At 60.7% G+C, this 17,259-nt stretch carries 15 protein-coding genes; 10 read left to right on the top strand and 5 right to left on the bottom strand.

The window, feature by feature from the left end:
* Window positions 1-54: 54 nt before the first annotated feature.
* The 3 genes from B723_RS07445 to rpmE all read right to left on the bottom strand — a co-directional run bounded on the left by B723_RS07445 (window position 55) and on the right by rpmE (window position 2,551).
* Window positions 55-1,323, bottom strand: a complete 1,269-nt coding sequence (locus B723_RS07445) for a malic enzyme-like NAD(P)-binding protein (RefSeq protein ID WP_017336118.1) — start codon at window positions 1,321-1,323, stop codon at window positions 55-57.
* A gap of 182 nt (window positions 1,324-1,505) precedes the next feature.
* On the bottom strand, window positions 1,506-2,306 hold the full coding sequence (locus tag B723_RS07440) for a thermonuclease family protein (protein ID WP_031318292.1): 801 nt from the start codon (window positions 2,304-2,306) through the stop codon (window positions 1,506-1,508).
* Window positions 2,307-2,320: 14 nt separating this feature from the next.
* Window positions 2,321-2,551: a 50S ribosomal protein L31 gene (rpmE, locus tag B723_RS07435; protein ID WP_017336116.1), complete on the bottom strand. Its 231-nt coding sequence runs from the start codon at window positions 2,549-2,551 to the stop codon at window positions 2,321-2,323.
* A 170-nt stretch (window positions 2,552-2,721) separates the two neighbouring features.
* On the opposite strand from rpmE, the gene B723_RS07430 reads away from it, so the two are divergent.
* The 10 genes from B723_RS07430 to B723_RS07385 all read left to right on the top strand — a co-directional run bounded on the left by B723_RS07430 (window position 2,722) and on the right by B723_RS07385 (window position 15,786).
* Window positions 2,722-4,941 (top strand): primosomal protein N', encoded by a 2,220-nt coding sequence (locus tag B723_RS07430; RefSeq protein WP_017336115.1) that lies wholly within the window; start codon window positions 2,722-2,724, stop codon window positions 4,939-4,941.
* 266 nt (window positions 4,942-5,207) lie between these two features.
* Window positions 5,208-6,944 carry an arginine--tRNA ligase gene (argS, locus tag B723_RS07425; RefSeq protein ID WP_031318290.1) on the top strand — a complete coding sequence of 579 codons (1,737 nt, stop codon included), beginning with the start codon at window positions 5,208-5,210 and terminating at the stop codon, window positions 6,942-6,944.
* A 1-nt stretch (window position 6,945) separates the two neighbouring features.
* The gene (locus B723_RS07420) at window positions 6,946-7,644 is read left to right on the top strand and encodes an SPOR domain-containing protein (RefSeq protein WP_017336113.1); all 699 of its coding nucleotides are present in this window, start codon (window positions 6,946-6,948) and stop codon (window positions 7,642-7,644) included.
* Between the two features lie 288 nt (window positions 7,645-7,932).
* Entirely contained in the window at window positions 7,933-8,463 is a 531-nt protein-coding gene (gene hslV / locus B723_RS07415) for an ATP-dependent protease subunit HslV (protein ID WP_007899242.1), read from the top strand.
* 55 nt (window positions 8,464-8,518) lie between these two features.
* Complete coding sequence (gene hslU / locus B723_RS07410) at window positions 8,519-9,856, top strand: ATP-dependent protease ATPase subunit HslU (RefSeq protein ID WP_017336112.1); 1,338 nt, start codon at window positions 8,519-8,521, stop codon at window positions 9,854-9,856.
* 193 nt (window positions 9,857-10,049) lie between these two features.
* Window positions 10,050-10,430: a gamma-butyrobetaine hydroxylase-like domain-containing protein gene (locus B723_RS07405; RefSeq protein WP_017336111.1), complete on the top strand. Its 381-nt coding sequence runs from the start codon at window positions 10,050-10,052 to the stop codon at window positions 10,428-10,430.
* Between the two features lie 260 nt (window positions 10,431-10,690).
* A complete protein-coding gene (gene phaC, locus B723_RS07400) occupies window positions 10,691-12,370 on the top strand; it encodes a class II poly(R)-hydroxyalkanoic acid synthase (RefSeq protein WP_017336110.1) in 1,680 nt (559 codons plus the stop codon).
* An 84-nt stretch (window positions 12,371-12,454) separates the two neighbouring features.
* Window positions 12,455-13,309 carry a poly(3-hydroxyalkanoate) depolymerase gene (gene phaZ, locus B723_RS07395; RefSeq protein WP_017336109.1) on the top strand — a complete coding sequence of 285 codons (855 nt, stop codon included), beginning with the start codon at window positions 12,455-12,457 and terminating at the stop codon, window positions 13,307-13,309.
* A 114-nt stretch (window positions 13,310-13,423) separates the two neighbouring features.
* Window positions 13,424-15,106, top strand: a complete 1,683-nt coding sequence (gene phaC / locus B723_RS07390) for a class II poly(R)-hydroxyalkanoic acid synthase (RefSeq protein WP_017336108.1) — start codon at window positions 13,424-13,426, stop codon at window positions 15,104-15,106.
* A 59-nt stretch (window positions 15,107-15,165) separates the two neighbouring features.
* Entirely contained in the window at window positions 15,166-15,786 is a 621-nt protein-coding gene (locus tag B723_RS07385) for a TetR/AcrR family transcriptional regulator (protein WP_017336107.1), read from the top strand.
* A gap of 128 nt (window positions 15,787-15,914) precedes the next feature.
* On the opposite strand, the gene B723_RS07380 is transcribed toward B723_RS07385, so the two are convergent.
* Together B723_RS07380 and B723_RS07375 are read right to left on the bottom strand one after the other, a co-directional pair.
* Window positions 15,915-16,784 carry a phasin family protein gene (locus B723_RS07380; protein ID WP_017336106.1) on the bottom strand — a complete coding sequence of 290 codons (870 nt, stop codon included), beginning with the start codon at window positions 16,782-16,784 and terminating at the stop codon, window positions 15,915-15,917.
* Window positions 16,785-16,794: 10 nt separating this feature from the next.
* Window positions 16,795-17,217 carry a phasin family protein gene (locus B723_RS07375; protein ID WP_017336105.1) on the bottom strand — a complete coding sequence of 141 codons (423 nt, stop codon included), beginning with the start codon at window positions 17,215-17,217 and terminating at the stop codon, window positions 16,795-16,797.
* Window positions 17,218-17,259 lie beyond the last annotated feature (42 nt).

The following is a 17,259-nucleotide window of genomic DNA, read 5'->3' as shown; positions in this document are numbered from 1 at the left end:
AAAAAGGCCCCGACTCATACGAATCGGGGCCTCTGATCGAAGCGCTACAACGGCTTAGCCGTTGAACACGTCATCCACGCTTTTCAGCGGGTAGTTCTTCGGATACGGCAGGGTGGCCACACCGGTCTCGATCGCAGCCTTGGCCACGGCATCGGAGATCAGGGTGATCAGACGGGCATCCATTGGTTTCGGGATGATGTACTCACGGCCGAATTCCAGTTTGATGCCGCCGTAGGCGTCGCACACTTCCTGAGGAACCGGCAGTTTGGCCAGTTCACGCAGGGCGTTGGCCGCCGCCACTTTCATCTCTTCGTTGATGCGCTTGGCGCGAACGTCCAGGGCACCACGGAAGATGAACGGGAAGCCCAGTACGTTGTTGACCTGGTTCGGGTAGTCCGAACGGCCGGTGGCCATGATCACGTCGTCACGGGTAGCGTGAGCCAGTTCCGGGGCGATTTCCGGATCCGGGTTCGAGCACGCGAATACGATCGGGTTGGCCGCCATGGACTTCAGGCCCTCAGCGCTCAGCAGGTTCGGGCCGGACAGGCCAACGAACACGTCCGCGCCTTGCAGGGCATCTGCCAAGGTGCGCTTGTCGGTCGCGTGAGCGAAGACAGCCTTGTACTGGTTCAGGTCGTCACGGCCGGAGTGGATCACACCGGTACGGTCGACCATGTAGATGTTTTCGATGTTGGCGCCCATGCTCACCAGCAATTTCATGCAGGAGATGGCGGCAGCACCGGCGCCCAGGCAGACGATCTTGGCGTCGGCGAGGGTTTTGCCAGCGATTTCCAGGGCGTTGATCATACCGGCCGCGGTCACGATCGCGGTGCCATGCTGGTCATCGTGGAACACTGGAATGTCGCACTGCTCGATCAGAGCACGTTCGATCTCAAAGCACTCAGGCGCCTTGATGTCTTCCAGGTTGATGCCACCGAAGGTAATGGAGATACGCTTAACGGTGTCGATGAAGGCTTGCGGGCTTTCGGAATCGACTTCGATGTCGAATACGTCGATGCCGGCGAAGCGCTTGAACAGCACGCCTTTACCTTCCATCACGGGCTTGGAAGCCAACGGGCCGAGGTTGCCCAGGCCCAGAATCGCGGTGCCATCGGAAATGACTGCAACCAGGTTGCCTTTGCCGGTGTATTTGTAGGCCAGTTCAGGGTCGCGAGCGATTTCGCGTACTGGTTCGGCTACGCCGGGGCTGTAGGCCAGCGACAGGTCGCGGGCGGTAGCGGTGGCCTTGGTGAGCTCGACACTCAGCTTACCTGGACGAGGATGGGCGTGATATTCGAGAGCGGCAGTTTTCAGATCAGACATGGGGGCATTCCGCTTTTACTGTTGGACAGACTGGTCAGCGAGGATACGCGCCTCGCAAAGTCCCCACAAGACTGACCAGTCACCCCTGTCAAGCGCCCGGCCCTACGACTTTGGGCCAAGAGCCACGGAACATAAGGGATAGACTGTTCACAATCGACATAAAAAATGTCTACAATTTTTTATCAGGGCGCCGCTTGCAGCATCGCCGGATCGGTCAGAGGCAGGAGCCAGCGCGCCTGCCCCTGTTTCAATCCGCCACGGCGGGAACGGTCCACCACCCAGCCACGTGCCTCGATCTGGCTGCCCTTCAAGCGCTCCAGCGCCGCGACGTCGAACTGCCCCAGCAAATTGGGTGCAACTCGCAGTACAAGCGAATCCTGCAACTCGATCCAAACGCCGCCGCGATTGCGCTGAACCTTGCTCACACGCCCACTGACCACGGCGAAACCGGACGCGTTGATCTGCTCCGCTTTCAGTACAGGTGACTGACGCCAAACGCCGAGCCCGGCCTGTCGCGCACTGTGTTCCGCCGCTTGCTGACAGGTGACCAGATCGACATTCGGCGCGACCGCCACCTGAAACCCAAGGCCCTCAGCGAGCATCTGCGCTTCGAGGTTGACGCCATCGGCGCCATAGAGGTGTGCAAGGGTGCGACCGTAGTGATCCTTGCTCTCTTTACCCGGGAGCACGCTGACCCGCCCGTCGCTGGCAGCCACCAAGGCTTCCAGACGTTTGCGCGCCGCCACGGCGAACGGCTCGTCGGAGCGGCCCTGCTTGCCCAGCTCCGGCGTATTCAAGCCAATCATGCGCACACTGCGGCCATCGCTCAGGCGCACTGTGTCGCCATCCACCACGCGTTGCACCGCGACCGACGCCAGCCCACTCGGCACAGGGCAGAAGGCCTGGGCGCCCGAGAACCAAATCGCGGACACAAAAAAGGCGCCCACGAGGGACGCCTTTTTCATTAGCAAGGTAAAGCCCATGGGGCTTTCGAACCTTACTCTGCTGCAGCAGCAGGCTTCTTGCCGAAAGCACCGAAGCGGTCTGCGAAGCGCTGTACACGGCCGCCAGTATCCAGAGTCTTCTGCTTACCGGTGTAGAACGGGTGGCACTCGTTGCATACGTCGATCGCCAGAGGCTTGGCCAGGTTCGAACGAGTTTCGAACTTGTTGCCACAGCTGCAGGTAACTGCGGTGATTTCGTATGTTGGATGGATATCGGCTTTCATGATGAATTCCTCAGGCTAGCGTGCCGCCACTCAACACCATTGTTGAATACCGCACGTAATTAGGCCGCGGATTCTACCAGACAATCTCAATCACGCAAGCTGTCGCTGAGACCGACCGTCTGCTAGGCTCCCGGCCTTCCTCACCGCTCAATCATCGAGAAAATAGCCGCGTGCCCGACGCCATTCTGCGCCTCGCCCTGCCTTCGCCCCTGCGCCGCCTGTTCGATTACCGCGCCCCTGCCGGGGTCCTGCGCGACCAGTTGCAACCGGGCATGCGCTTGCGGGTGCCGTTCGGCCGGCGGGAGATGATCGGGATTCTGGTGGAGGTCACCGACACCAGTGAAGTACCGGCAGAAAAACTCAAACCGGCCCTGGCCCTGCTCGACGCCACACCGCCCTTGCCACCCGCATTATTCAAGCTGTGCCTGTGGACCTCTCAGTATTATCAGCACAGCCTCGGCGACACCTTGAGCTGGGCGCTGCCGGTGTTGTTGCGTCAGGGTGAGCTGGCCGAAGCGCGCCAGGAACGTTTCTGGTCCGCCGCGCCTGGCGCCAGCCTCGATGACCCGCGTATCGCCCGCGCCCCGCGTCAGCGTGAAGCGCTGGCGACACTGGCCCAGCATCCCCACGGCGTCGCTCATCAATTGCTGAGCAAACTGATGCTGAGCAAGGACAGCCTCGACCTGCTGCTGGCCAAGGACCTGGTGCAAGTCGAAATCCGCAAGCACGCTCCCGGCGCGCGCCACGAGCATTGGCTGGCGCAACCCGAGTTGCCGCTCAACCCTGAGCAACGGGCCGCTTATGAAGCGATTCGCGCCGGGTTCGACAGTTATCACGCGTTCCTGCTGGCCGGCGTCACCGGCAGCGGCAAGACCGAAGTCTATTTGCAGCTGATTCGTGAAACCCTCGAAGCCGGCAAGCAAGCACTGGTGTTGATCCCGGAGATCAACCTCGGCCCGCAAACCCTGGCGCGCTTCGAGCAACGATTCAATGCGCGCATCGCGCTGATCCACTCGGCGGTCAACGACCGCGAGCGTCTTGAAGCCTGGCTCGCCGCCCGGGATGGCGACGCCGACATTATTATCGGCACCCGCTCGGCGCTGTTCACACCGATGAAAAATCCCGGCCTGATCATCATCGACGAAGAGCACGACGGCTCCTATAAACAGCAGGAAGGCCTGCGCTATCACGCCCGCGACCTGGCATTGGTGCGCGCACGACAGGAAAACATCCCGATCGTGCTCGGCTCTGCCACGCCTTCGCTGGAAAGCCTGCACAACGCCTACACCGGTCGGTACGGCCTCCTACGGCTGAACGAGCGGGCGGGCGGCGCGAAGCAACCGCGCTTCCTTCGCCTGGATGTGAAAAGTCGCCCGCTCGACAGCGGTATTTCCGGGCCAATGCAGCAAGCCATTGGCCAGACACTCGCAGCCGGCCAACAAGTGTTGGTGTTTCTCAACCGTCGAGGTTTCGCGCCGACGCTGTTGTGCCACGACTGTGGCTGGATGTCCGAATGCCAGCGCTGCGACGCGCGGATGACCGTGCACCAGCGCTCCGGCGAACTGCGCTGCCACCATTGCGGCTACGTCGAACGCGTGCCCCGGCACTGTCCGAAATGCGGCAAGGTCGACTTGCGACCCGTCGGCGCCGGCACCGAACGTGCCGAAGAACGCCTGGCCATCCTGTTTCCGGACGTGCCGGTGCTGCGGGTCGACCGCGACAGCACATCGCGCAAGGACGCGATGAATCAGTTGTTCGCGACCATTCAGAAGGGTCAGCCATGCATTCTGGTGGGCACGCAGATGCTTGCCAAAGGGCATCACTTTCCACGAGTAACGCTGGTGTCGATTCTCGATGCCGACGGCGGACTGTTCTCCGGCGACTTCCGCGCCAGCGAGCGCATGGCGCAACTGATCGTTCAGGTGGCCGGACGTGCGGGCCGGGCTGAAGAGCCGGGCAAGGTGATTATCCAGACGCATCTGGCGGATCATCCGCTGCTGGTGCAATTGACCGAACAAGGTTACTTCGCCTTTGCCGAGCAGGCGCTGAGCGAGCGGCGTTCTGCCGGTTTGCCGCCATTTGCACATTTGGCGCTGCTGCGGGCGGAAGCGCACAAACCGGGGCAGGCGGAAGGGTTTCTGGATGAAGCATGCAGTGAGGCTGAACGGTTGCTGGCCGAACAGAACCTGACCGGGATCGAGCTGCTAGGGCCAGTGCCGGCGCCGATGGAACGCCGGGCCGGGCGTTATCGCGCGCAGTTGTTACTGCAAGCGACGGCGCGGGCGCCGCTGCATCGGTTACTGGCCAATTGGTTGCTGGTACTGGAGCAGATGCCGAGCGGGCGGGCGGTGCGCTGGTCGCTGGATGTCGACCCTGTAGATTTATACTGAAACCCAGTGGCGAGTAAGCTTGCTCCCGCTCGATTGCGAAGCGGCCGCAAACTGCCAACCGAGAACCGCCAGACAGATTAAGGCGACTGATTTAGGACCGCTACGCGCCCCAGCGGGAGCAAGCTCCCTCGCCACAAGGGAATCATCCGCCGTAAGTCCGCAATGAACCTACAATGGTTGGCAAGCCCGCCTTCGCAACGGATAATGCCCAGTTTTTCCACCAGCGCATCGAAGCGCCGCCGCGCTTGCGGTCGAAAGAGAAGACCATGAAAGACACCATTCGCCAGCTGATCCAACAAGCCATCACCCAACTCGTCAACGAAGGTGTGTTGCCTGAAGGCCTGTCGCCGGCGATCCAGGTGGAAAACTCCCGCGACAAGAAGAACGGCGATTTCGCCAGCAACATCGCCATGATGCTGGCCAAGCCTGCCGGCATGAAGCCGCGGGATCTGGCCGAAAAAATCATCGCTGCACTGCCGGCCGACGAGAACGTCACCAAGACCGAGATCGCCGGTCCTGGCTTCCTGAACTTCTTCCAGAATACCCAGGCCCTGGCTACGCGCCTCGACGCCGCTTTGGCCGACGAGCACATCGGCGTACGCAAGGCCGGCCCGGTGCAACGCACGGTTGTCGATCTGTCCGCACCGAACCTGGCAAAAGAGATGCACGTCGGTCACTTGCGCTCGACCATCATCGGCGACGGCGTGGCCCGGGTGCTGGAATTCCTCGGCGACGAAGTGATCCGCCAGAACCACGTGGGCGACTGGGGCACCCAGTTCGGCATGTTGATGGCGTACTTGCAGGAAAACCCGATCACCAGCGACGAGCTGTCGGACCTGGAAAACTTCTACCGCGCCGCCAAGCAACGCTTCGACGAATCCGAAGAGTTCGCCGACCGCGCCCGTGGCCTGGTGGTCAAGCTGCAAGCCGGCGACCCGGACTGCCTGGCGCTGTGGACCAAGTTCAAGGACATCTCGCTGTCCCACTGCCAGAAAATCTACGAACTGCTGAACGTCAAACTGACCATGGCCGACGTGATGGGCGAAAGCGCCTACAACGACGACCTGATCAACGTGGTCAACGACCTCAAGGCCGCCGGCATGCTGGTCGAGAGCAACGGCGCGCAGTGCGTGTTCCTCGACGAATTCAAGAACGCCGACGGCGACCCGCTGCCGGTGATCATCGTCAAGGCGGATGGCGGCTACCTCTATGCGACCACCGACCTGGCGGCCGTGCGTTACCGCAGCGGCAAGCTGAAGGCTGATCGCGCGCTGTATTTTGTCGACCAGCGCCAGGCCTTGCACTTCCAGCAAGTGTTCGCGGTCGCCCGCAAGGCCGGCTTCGTGACGCACCCGATGGAAATGGAACACATGGGCTTCGGCACCATGAATGGCGCCGATGGCCGTCCGTTCAAGACCCGTGATGGCGGCACCGTGAAGCTGATCGACCTGCTGACCGAAGCCCAGGAACGCGCCTACACCCTGGTGAAGGACAAGAACCCGGAGCTGGCCGAGGCCGAGCTGCGCAACATCGCCAAGGTCGTGGGCATTGGCGCGGTGAAATACGCCGACCTGTCCAAGCACCGCACCAGCGACTACAGCTTCAACTTCGACCTGATGCTGAACTTCGAAGGCAACACCGCGCCGTACCTGCTGTACGCGTATACCCGCGTGGCGGGCGTGTTCCGCAAGCTCGGCAAGGACTTCAGCGAAGTCGAAGGGCAGATCGTCCTGGAAGCCGCGCATGAACATGAGCTGGCTGCCAAACTCGCGCAATTCGGTGAAATACTGAACAACGTGGCCGAGAAAGGCACCCCGCACATCCTCTGCACCTACCTGTACGACGTTGCCGGCCTGTTCTCCAGCTTCTACGAGAACTGCCCGATCCTCAGCGCTGAAACCCCGGCGCAAATGCAAAGCCGCCTGCGCCTCGCCGCGCTGACCGGCCGCACTCTCAAGCAAGGCCTGGAACTCTTGGGTCTGGAAACTCTGGAGCGTATGTAAGTTGGCTGCCAAGAAAAAACCTGCACCCAAGCGTGGCGCCAGCCGTTACCAAGCTCCTGCAAAGCAACCGATTCCGGGCTGGCTGTGGATGGCCATCGGCCTGACGGTCGGCGCGTTCATTGTGTTCCTGATGAAGCTGGAACCGGGCAAGGGTAGCGAGAGCGTCAAGCGCGAGAAGATCGAGCAGCAGAAAGCCAGCAAGATCGCCGAGGCCAACAAGACCCCGCCGAGCCCGACGCAACCGGTGAAGCCGAAGTACGACTTCTACACCCTGCTGCCGGAATCGGAAGTGATCGTGCCGCCGGATGCCGTGCCGGAGAAAACGCCGCCGACGCCGGCTGTACCGACCACGCCGGTCACACCAGCGGAAGCGGCGAAGATCGACACTGCGCGCGCTCAAGCGGCATTGGCCGGCATCACCCCGCCACCGCCGCCACCCGTGGCCAAGGCCGCGCCGGTGACCAAGTTTTTCCTGCAGGCCGGCTCGTTCCGCAAGGAAGCCGATGCCGACAAGGTGCGTGCGCAGATCATCTTGCTCGGTCAGGCGGTGGCGGTTGAATCCGGCACGGTCAAAGACGAGACCTGGTATCGCGTTTTGGTTGGACCGTTCAGCAACCGCGAACAACTGACCACCGCGCAGAAGCAACTGGCCGGCGCGGGCTTCAGCAACCTGTTGTTACAACAACGCCAGAACCGCTGATTCCCCCGGGACACAACCTGCTTTGTGGCGAGGGAGCTTGCTCCCGCTGGAGTGCGAAGCGCTCCCAATTCAGCCATCGCGGCTTATAGACAAACCGCGATGGCCGGATTTACGACTGCTTCGCAGCCGAGCGGGAGCAAGCTCCCTCGCCACAGGTATTCGCTCCAAGCCTTTTTTGCGAGCTGCACACCGCTCGTCCCCCGCCATACCCCGCAGTTGAAAAACGCTCCACCACCCCCATATGAGTTGGCATAAGGCATTTTCGCCCCGCTGCGTGGAGACTCTCCCTTGACCACCATCGTTTCAGTTCGCCGCCACGGCAAAGTCGTCATGGGCGGCGACGGCCAGGTTTCTCTCGGCAATACCGTGATGAAAGGCAACGCGAAGAAAGTTCGTCGCCTGTACCACGGCCAGGTTATCGCCGGTTTTGCCGGGGCCACCGCTGACGCCTTCACCCTCTTCGAGCGCTTCGAAGGCCAGCTCGAGAAACATCAAGGTCACCTGGTTCGCGCCGCCGTCGAACTCGCCAAAGAATGGCGCACCGACCGCTCCCTCAGCCGCCTCGAAGCCATGCTCGCGGTCGCCAACAAAGACGCGTCCCTGATCATCACCGGCAACGGCGACGTGGTCGAACCCGAAGAAGGCCTGATCGCCATGGGTTCCGGTGGCGGTTACGCCCAGGCTGCCGCCAGCGCGCTGCTGAAGAAAACCGATCTGTCCGCCCGCGAAATCGTCGAAACCGCGCTCGGCATCGCCGGCGACATCTGCGTATTCACCAACCACACCTTCACCATTGAGGAGCAGGACCTCGCCGAGTAAGCCTGTTCCGGCCTTAGCGCCACGGCTCACTTTTGCTTGAGGACCGCCAATTACTATGTCCATGACTCCCCGTGAAATCGTCCACGAACTCAATCGTCACATCATCGGCCAGGACGATGCCAAGCGCGCCGTCGCCATCGCGCTGCGCAACCGCTGGCGCCGGATGCAGCTGCCGGAAGAACTGCGCGTTGAAGTCACACCCAAGAACATCCTGATGATCGGCCCGACCGGTGTCGGTAAAACCGAGATCGCCCGTCGCCTGGCCAAACTGGCCAACGCGCCGTTCATCAAGGTCGAAGCGACCAAGTTCACCGAGGTCGGCTACGTCGGTCGCGACGTCGAGTCGATCATTCGTGATCTGGCTGACGCCGCTATCAAGCTGCTGCGCGAACAGGAAATGACCAAGGTTCGCCACCGCGCCGAAGACGCCGCCGAAGAGCGCATCCTCGACGCCCTGCTGCCACCGGCGCGCATGGGTTTCAGCAACGATGACACCCCGTCGGCCGACTCCAACACCCGCCAGCTGTTCCGCAAGCGCCTGCGCGAAGGTCAGCTGGATGACAAGGAGATCGAAATCGAAGTCGCCGAAGTGGCCGGCGTCGATATCTCCGCGCCACCGGGCATGGAAGAAATGACCAACCAGCTGCAAAGCCTGTTCGCCAACATGGGCAAGGGCAAACGCAAGAGCCGCAAGCTTAAGGTCAAGGAAGCGCTGAAGCTGGTGCGCGACGAAGAAGCCAGCCGCCTGGTCAACGATGAAGAGTTGAAGGCCAAGGCGCTGGAAGCGGTCGAGCAGCACGGCATTGTGTTCATCGACGAAATCGACAAGGTGGCCAAGCGCGGTAACTCCGGTGGCGTCGATGTGTCTCGTGAAGGCGTACAGCGCGACCTGCTGCCGCTGATCGAAGGCTGCACCGTCAACACCAAACTGGGCATGGTCAAGACCGACCACATCCTGTTCATCGCTTCCGGCGCATTCCACTTGAGCAAGCCGAGCGATCTGGTGCCTGAGTTGCAAGGTCGTCTGCCGATCCGTGTCGAGCTGAAAGCGCTGACACCGGAAGATTTCGAACGCATTCTCAGCGAGCCGCACGCGTCGCTCACCGAGCAATATTGCGCACTGCTGAAAACCGAAGGCCTGGCCATCGAGTTCCAGCCGGACGGCATCAAGCGCATCGCCGAGATCGCCTGGCAGGTCAACGAGAAGACCGAGAACATCGGTGCCCGTCGCCTGCACACCTTGCTTGAGCGACTGCTCGAAGAGGTGTCGTTCAGCGCCGGTGACCTGGCCAGCGCCCACGACGGCAAGGTGATCCTGATCGACGCCGACTACGTCAACAGCCACCTGGGCGAATTGGCGCAGAACGAAGACCTGTCCCGTTATATCCTGTAAGCAACATTCTGTGTGAGCGGGCTCCTGTGGCGAGGGAGCTCGCTCCCGCTGGGTCGCGAAGCGGCCCCGAAATCGGCGAATGCTGTCTGTCAGCAAAACCCGTTCGCCGGATTTACGACTGCTGCGCAGCCGAGCGGGAGCAAGCTCCCTCGCCACAGGATCACCCGCCACCCTCAAGACGGATGACCGGCCCATGACGACCCAACTCCCCACCGACATCAAGCTGCACAAAGCCTCGAAAACCCTGTCGCTGAAATACGCGTCCGGCGAGGAGCATCACCTGCCCGCCGAGTTCCTGCGCGTGCACTCTCCTTCCGCCGAGGTCCAGGGCCACGGCAAACCTATCCTGCAATTTGGCAAGATCGGCGTAGGCCTGACCAAGGTAGAACCGGCCGGTCAGTACGCACTGAAATTGACCTTCGACGATGGCCACGACAGCGGCCTGTTCACCTGGGATTACTTGTACCAGTTGGGCGTGCGTCAGGAGGATCTCTGGAACGATTATCTTGCCGAACTGAAAGCGGCCGGAAAGACCCGCGACCCGAACGAGTCTGTCGTCAAGCTGATGCTCTAGCCCAGGCTTCTTGCGCTTTAGAGGGCATTTTCTAATTTCATCTGTTTGAATGCTTGGCCGCGAGGCCAGTCATTGGCCTGCTTGCGAAAAAAATTAAACTCGGGTAACCAATGGAGCTGGCAAGTTCCCTGCAGTGCTCTCTGCGAACGAAAAAGCAGCGATGCAGAATTAACGGTCACCCGAGCAGTAGTACCTGGCATTGGCTGTGTACCTACACAGCTGGACCCTGGTACTCGTCTCAGGACAATGGAGCGTCGTAGATGAGTAACAAGAATAACGATGACTTGAAGTATCAGGCCTCGGAAAACACCCTGGGGCTGAATCCTGTCGTTGGGCTGCGTGGAAAGGATCTACTGGCTTCTGCTCGAATGGTGCTCAGGCAGGCCATCCGGCAACCGATTCATAGCGCCAGGCATGTCGCTCATTTCGGCCTTGAACTCAAGAACGTGCTCTTCGGCAAGTCCGAGCTGCAACCGACCAGCGATGACCGTCGCTTCCACGATCCGGCCTGGAGCCAGAACCCGCTCTACAAACGTTATTTGCAAACTTACCTGGCGTGGCGCAAGGAACTCCACGACTGGATCGACGACAGCAACCTCGGGCCCAAGGATGTGGCACGCGGGCATTTCGTGATCAACCTCATGACCGAGGCCATGGCCCCGACCAACAGTGCGGCCAACCCGGCGGCGGTCAAACGTTTCTTCGAAACCGGTGGCAAGAGCCTGCTCGACGGCCTCTCGCACCTGGCCAAGGATCTGGTGCACAACGGCGGTATGCCGAGCCAGGTCAACATGGGCGCGTTCGAAGTCGGCAAGAGCCTGGGCGTGACCGAAGGCGCCGTGGTCTTTCGCAACGACGTGCTGGAGCTGATCCAGTACCGGCCGACCACCGAGCAGGTGCACGAGCGCCCGTTGCTGGTGGTGCCGCCGCAGATCAACAAGTTCTATGTATTCGACCTGAGCCCGGACAAAAGCCTGGCGCGTTTTTGCCTGCGCAATCACGTGCAGACTTTCATCGTCAGCTGGCGCAACCCGACCAAGGAGCAACGCGAGTGGGGTCTTTCGACCTACATCGAAGCGCTCAAGGAAGCGGTCGACGTGGTCACCGCGATCACCGGCAGCAAAGACGTGAACATGCTCGGCGCCTGCTCGGGCGGCATCACCTGCACCGCGCTGCTGGGCCACTACGCCGCGATCGGCGAGAAGAAGGTCAACGCCCTCACCTTGCTGGTGAGCGTGCTGGACACCACGCTGGACAGCGACGTGGCCCTGTTCGTCGACGAGCAGACCCTCGAAGCCGCCAAGCGTCATTCCTATCAGGCCGGTGTGCTGGAAGGCCGTGACATGGCGAAGGTCTTCGCCTGGATGCGGCCCAACGATCTGATCTGGAACTACTGGGTCAACAACTACCTGCTCGGCAACGAGCCGCCGGTGTTCGACATTCTGTTCTGGAACAACGACACCACACGGTTGCCCGCCGCATTCCACGGCGACCTGATCGAGATGTTCAAAAACAACCCGCTGATTCGTCCGGACGCACTGGAAGTGTGCGGCACGCCGATTGATCTGAAACAGGTCACGGCGGACATCTATTCCCTGGCCGGCACCAACGACCACATCACCCCGTGGAAGTCCTGCTACAAATCGGCGCAACTGTTCGGTGGCAAGGTTGAGTTCGTGTTGTCCAGCAGCGGGCATATCCAGAGCATTCTGAACCCGCCGGGCAATCCGAAATCACGTTACATGACCAGCACCGAGATGCCGATGAAGGCCGAGGACTGGCAGGAAAATTCCACCAAGCACACCGATTCCTGGTGGCTGCACTGGCAGGCCTGGCAAGCGGAACGTTCGGGCGAACTGAAAAAAGCTCCGACAAAACTGGGCAACAAGGCTTACCCCGCGGGTGAAGCTGCACCAGGCACTTACGTACATGAGCGGTAAATGACACACCCCGATCCGCTGCAGGAGCGGAGCCTGCTCAGCACCTGCAGCGGATCGGGATAATTAACCCACAGGGCTTGAAGCATGCCGCAACCGTTCATTTTTCGTACCGTCGACCTGGATGGCCAGACCCTCCGCACGGCGGTACGCCCCGGCAAGCCTCACTTGACGCCCTTGCTGATTTTCAATGGCATCGGCGCCAACCTGGAGCTGGTGTTTCCGTTCGTCGCGGCGTTGGACCCGGACCTCGAAGTCATCGCTTTCGATGTCCCGGGTGTTGGTGGCTCGTCGACACCGAACCGGCCGTATCGTTTTCCGGGCCTGGCCAAACTCACGGCACGGATGCTCGATTATCTCGATTACGGGCGAGTCAACGTGATCGGTGTGTCGTGGGGCGGCGCCCTCGCCCAGCAGTTTGCCTACGACTATCCCGAGCGCTGCAAAAAACTGGTGCTGGCGGCGACGGCGGCAGGTGCGGTGATGGTGCCGGGCAAGCCGAAAGTGCTGTGGATGATGGCCAGTCCACGGCGCTACATCCAGCCCTCTCACGTGATTCGCATTGCGCCAATGATCTACGGCGGCTCGTTCCGACGCGATCCGACACTCGCCGCCAGCCATGCGGCAAAGGTGCGTTCGGCCGGCAAGCTCGGTTACTACTGGCAGCTGTTCGCCGGCCTCGGCTGGACCAGCATTCACTGGCTGCACAAGATCAACCAGCCGACGCTGGTGCTGGCAGGTGACGATGATCCTCTGATCCCGCTGATCAACATGCGCATGCTGGCCTGGCGGATTCCCAATGCTCAGTTGCACATCATCGATGACGGGCATCTGTTCCTGATCACCCGCGCCGAGGCCGTGGCGCCGATCATCATGAAATTCCTCGAGGAAGAACGGCAGCGCGCCGTGATGCATCCGCATCCGGCGCCATTGGGCGGTTAGCCGACTCATCGTCGGTCGGCAGGACGCCGCGCCGCGCAACAACCCGTTACAGCGTCTATGGTGTTCTGGTTCGGTGTATTTGTTTTAGGCCTGAAGACGAAGGAGTGTTGATTCATGCGCGAAAAACCAACAAAGGAGTTTCTGCCCACTCCCGCCGCGTTCATCAACGCACAGAGTGCGATTACCGGCCTGCGTGGTCGGGATCTGCTGTCAACCCTGCGCAGTGTTGCCGCCCATGGTTTGCGCAACCCGGTGCACAGTGCCCGACACGCCTTGAAGCTGGGCGGTCAATTGGGGCGGGTGTTGCTGGGCGAAACCCTGCATCCGACCAACCCGCATGACAGTCGCTTCGCCGACCCGGCCTGGAGCCTCAATCCGTTTTATCGCCGCAGCCTGCAGGCGTACCTGAGTTGGCAGAAGCAGGTCAAAAGCTGGATCGACGAAAGCAACATGAACCCGGACGATCGCGCCCGCGCCCACTTCGCGTTCGCCTTGCTCAACGATGCGGTGTCACCGTCCAACACCCTGCTCAATCCGCTGGCGATCAAGGAGATCTTCAACTCCGGCGGCAACAGCCTGGTGCGCGGCATCGGTCATCTGGTCGATGATTTCCTGCACAACGACGGCCTGCCCAGGCAAGTCACCAAGCAGGCGTTCGAGGTCGGCAAAACGGTCGCCACCACCACCGGCTCCGTGGTGTTTCGCAATGAGCTGCTGGAGCTGATCCAGTACAAGCCGATGAGCGAGAAGCAGTATTCCAAACCGCTGCTGGTGGTGCCGCCACAGATCAACAAGTACTACATTTTCGACCTGAGCCCGAGCAACAGCTTCGTTCAGTTTGCCCTGAAAAACGGCCTGCAGACCTTCATGATCAGTTGGCGCAACCCGGATGTGCGTCATCGCGAATGGGGCCTATCGACGTACGTCGAAGCCGTCGAAGAAGCGATGAATGTGTGCCGGGCGATTACCGGTGCCCGGGACGTGAATCTGATGGGCGCTTGCGCTGGCGGGCTGACCATCGCCGCGCTGCAAGGCCATTTGCAAGCCAAACGACAGTTGCGCAGGGTATCCAGCGCAACCTATCTGGTGAGCCTGCTCGACAGTCAGATGGAGAGCCCCGCGACCCTGTTCGCCGACGAACAGACACTGGAAGCGGCCAAGCGTCGGTCATATCAGAAAGGCGTACTGGATGGCCGCGACATGGCCAAGGTCTTCGCCTGGATGCGCCCCAACGATTTGATCTGGAGCTACTTCGTCAACAACTACCTGCTGGGCAAGGAGCCGCCGGCGTTCGACATTCTCTACTGGAACAACGACAACACGCGTCTGCCGGCGGCCTTTCACGGTGACCTGCTGGACTTCTTCAAGCACAACCCGCTGAGTCATCCAGGGGGTCTTGAAGTGTGCGGCACGCCGATCGATTTGCAGAAAGTCACGGTCGACAGCTTCAGCGTGGCCGGCATCAACGACCACATCACCCCATGGGATGCCGTGTACCGCTCGACCCTGCTGCTGGGTGGCGAGCGGCGCTTCTTGCTGTCCAACAGCGGGCATGTGCAGAGCATCCTCAACCCGCCTTCCAACCCGAAAGCCAATTTCATCGAAAGCACAAAACTGAGCGGCGATCCCCGGGCCTGGTATTACGACGCCAAACAAGTCGACGGCAGTTGGTGGACGCAGTGGCTGGGCTGGATCCAGGAACGCTCGGGCACACAGAAAGAAACCCACATGGCGCTCGGCAACCAGAACTATCCACCGATGGAGGCAGCACCCGGTACTTACGTGCGCGTGCGCTGACGCTCAACACACCACGGCCGGCATCGACCGTGGCATGACCTGATCATTAAGAAGACTGGATGAAAACCCGCGACCGGATCCTCGAATGTGCCCTGCAGTTGTTTAACCAGAAGGGCGAACCGAACGTCTCCACCATGGAAGTTGCCAACGAAATGGGCATCAGCCCGGGCAACCTCTACTACCACTTCCACGGCAAGGAACCGCTGATTCTCGGGTTGTTCGAACGTTTCCAGGCGGAACTCGCGCCGCTGCTAGATCCGCCGTCCGACGTGGAACTGGCCCCTGAAGACTATTGGCTGTTTCTGCATTTGATCGTAGAGCGCCTGGCTCATTACCGGTTTCTGTTCCAGGACCTGTCGAACCTCGCCGGGCGGTTGCCGAAACTGGCCAAAGGAATACGCAATCTGCTCAATGCACTGAAGCGCACGCTGGCTTCATTGCTGGCGCGGCTGAAGGCTCAAGGGCTGTTGGTCAGCGACACGCAGGCGCTGGGGCAACTGGTGGAGCAGATCACCATGACGCTGCTGTTCTCGCTGGACTATCAGCGGATTCTGGATCGTGAGGGTGAAGTGAGACTGGTGGTGTACCAGATCATGATGCTGGTGGCGCCGCATCTGCTGCCGCCGATCAAGGTTGCGACTGAACAGCTGGCGCTGCAATACCTCGAAGAACACGAATAACCCCCGAACACCGCGGCCCCTGTGGGAGCCAGCCTGCTAGCTCCCACAGGGGCCGCGGTGTTTGCAGAATCGTGCACAAACAAAAACGCCCGGCCTTTACAGGCCGGGCGTTTTTTTGAGCCCTGGAATCAGGACTGACTGGTTGGCGTCGATGGAGCTGGCGCGGCAGTCGGGGTTGCAGCAGGGGTCGGCGCGGAAGCGGAGTTCGATGCGCTTACAGTCGACGGGGTTGCCGGTTTGGCGGCAGCCACTGCTGGTTTGGGTGCAGCGGCTTTCGGCGCTGCCGGTTTTTTCACTGCTGGCTTCTTCGCTGCGGCAGGTTTTGCCGCTGGCTTGGCTGCCGGTTTGGCGGCTGCGGTTTTCGCTGCAGGCTTGGCGGCTGGTTTAGCTGCGGCTTTGGCGGCGACCGGTTTGGCCGCTGGCTTGGCTGCGGCAGGTTTGGCAGCAGCCGTTTTGGCAGCAGGCTTGGCCGCTGCTTTTGCAGCGGGTTTGGCAGCCGGTTTAGCGGCTGCTTTTGCCAGTGGCTTGGCAGCCGTTTTAGCAGCAGGTTTGGCCGCTGCGGTTTTCGCCGCAACAGGCGCAACCTTGGCACCGGTGAGTCGTTCGATTTGCTTGGTCAGGGTATCGACCTTGCTGTGCAGCGCTTTCACTTCATTACGGCTTGGTACGCCCAGACGCGAAATGGCGCTGTTCAGGCGCTTGTCGAAAGCGCCTTCCAGCTCATCCCACTTGCCCAGCGCACGATCTTTCACGCCACTGATGCGCGACTTGGCCGAGGAAGCGGAGTCCTTGACGTCGTCGACTTTTTTGCCAACTGCGTTCTTGGTGAGCTTCTCGGCTTTCTCGCCGTCTTTGACCAATGCATCGAAGAGCTTGCTGCCGTCAGTGTCGATCTTCGAGTACACGCCTAAACCAGCCAGCCAGATTTTGCGGGAGTAGTCTTCGACTTTCCCAATCCACGAGCTGCCTTCTTTTTCGGTGTTCTTTTTACCAGCCATCCCGTTCTCCTTAAGATTTACGCGCGACGCGTTCGAGCAATGCCGTCAGCTCATCGAGCTTAGCAGAGAGTGTCTCAACGTCATGTTTAGACGGAATGCCGATACGATTCAAGGCACTTGCAACACGCGAGTCGAAAGCCTTCTCGACCTTGTCGAGTTGAAGTTCGACCTTGCCTTTGAATGTGCTCACTTCACTCTTGGCTTCATCGATCTCGGCGTTAGCGGCTTCAAGTTTCTCGGAGACTACTTTTTTTCCTTTGGTTTCAACGGTTTGACCCGCTTTTACCAGCTCTTGAAAATACTCGCTGCCCTCTTGGCCGACCTTGGTGTAGGCACCCAGGCCTGCCAGCCAGATCTTGCGGGCATAGGATTTGACGTCGCTCAGAGCAGTTGTCGAAGCGTCGATTTTTTTCTTCAAAATAACTTTGGCCATGGTGCACCTCACGCGCAGAAGGTTTGAGGAACTGCCCGCGAA

The organism is Pseudomonas fluorescens NCIMB 11764 (assembly GCF_000293885.2).
Taxonomy (GTDB): domain Bacteria; phylum Pseudomonadota; class Gammaproteobacteria; order Pseudomonadales; family Pseudomonadaceae; genus Aquipseudomonas; species Aquipseudomonas fluorescens_B.
Note: the sequence above shows the minus strand (reverse complement) of the source record. Positions and strands in the feature narration are given on the sequence as shown.

Excerpts from the sequence above, each read along its gene's own strand:
- B723_RS07375 (WP_017336105.1), bottom strand. The coding sequence starts at position 17,217 with ATGGCCAAAGTTATTTTGAAGAAAAAAATCGACGCTTCGACAACTGCT.
- rpmE (WP_017336116.1), bottom strand. The coding sequence starts at position 2,551 with ATGAAAGCCGATATCCATCCAACATACGAAATCACCGCAGTTACCTGC.
- B723_RS07445 (WP_017336118.1), bottom strand. The coding sequence starts at position 1,323 with ATGTCTGATCTGAAAACTGCCGCTCTCGAATATCACGCCCATCCTCGT.
- B723_RS07385 (WP_017336107.1), top strand. The coding sequence starts at position 15,166 with ATGAAAACCCGCGACCGGATCCTCGAATGTGCCCTGCAGTTGTTTAAC.
- argS (WP_031318290.1), top strand. The coding sequence starts at position 5,208 with ATGAAAGACACCATTCGCCAGCTGATCCAACAAGCCATCACCCAACTC.
- B723_RS07440 (WP_031318292.1), bottom strand. The coding sequence starts at position 2,306 with ATGGGCTTTACCTTGCTAATGAAAAAGGCGTCCCTCGTGGGCGCCTTT.
- B723_RS07380 (WP_017336106.1), bottom strand. The coding sequence starts at position 16,784 with ATGGCTGGTAAAAAGAACACCGAAAAAGAAGGCAGCTCGTGGATTGGG.
- phaZ (WP_017336109.1), top strand. The coding sequence starts at position 12,455 with ATGCCGCAACCGTTCATTTTTCGTACCGTCGACCTGGATGGCCAGACC.
- hslU (WP_017336112.1), top strand. The coding sequence starts at position 8,519 with ATGTCCATGACTCCCCGTGAAATCGTCCACGAACTCAATCGTCACATC.
- phaC (WP_017336108.1), top strand. The coding sequence starts at position 13,424 with ATGCGCGAAAAACCAACAAAGGAGTTTCTGCCCACTCCCGCCGCGTTC.
- phaC (WP_017336110.1), top strand. The coding sequence starts at position 10,691 with ATGAGTAACAAGAATAACGATGACTTGAAGTATCAGGCCTCGGAAAAC.
- B723_RS07405 (WP_017336111.1), top strand. The coding sequence starts at position 10,050 with ATGACGACCCAACTCCCCACCGACATCAAGCTGCACAAAGCCTCGAAA.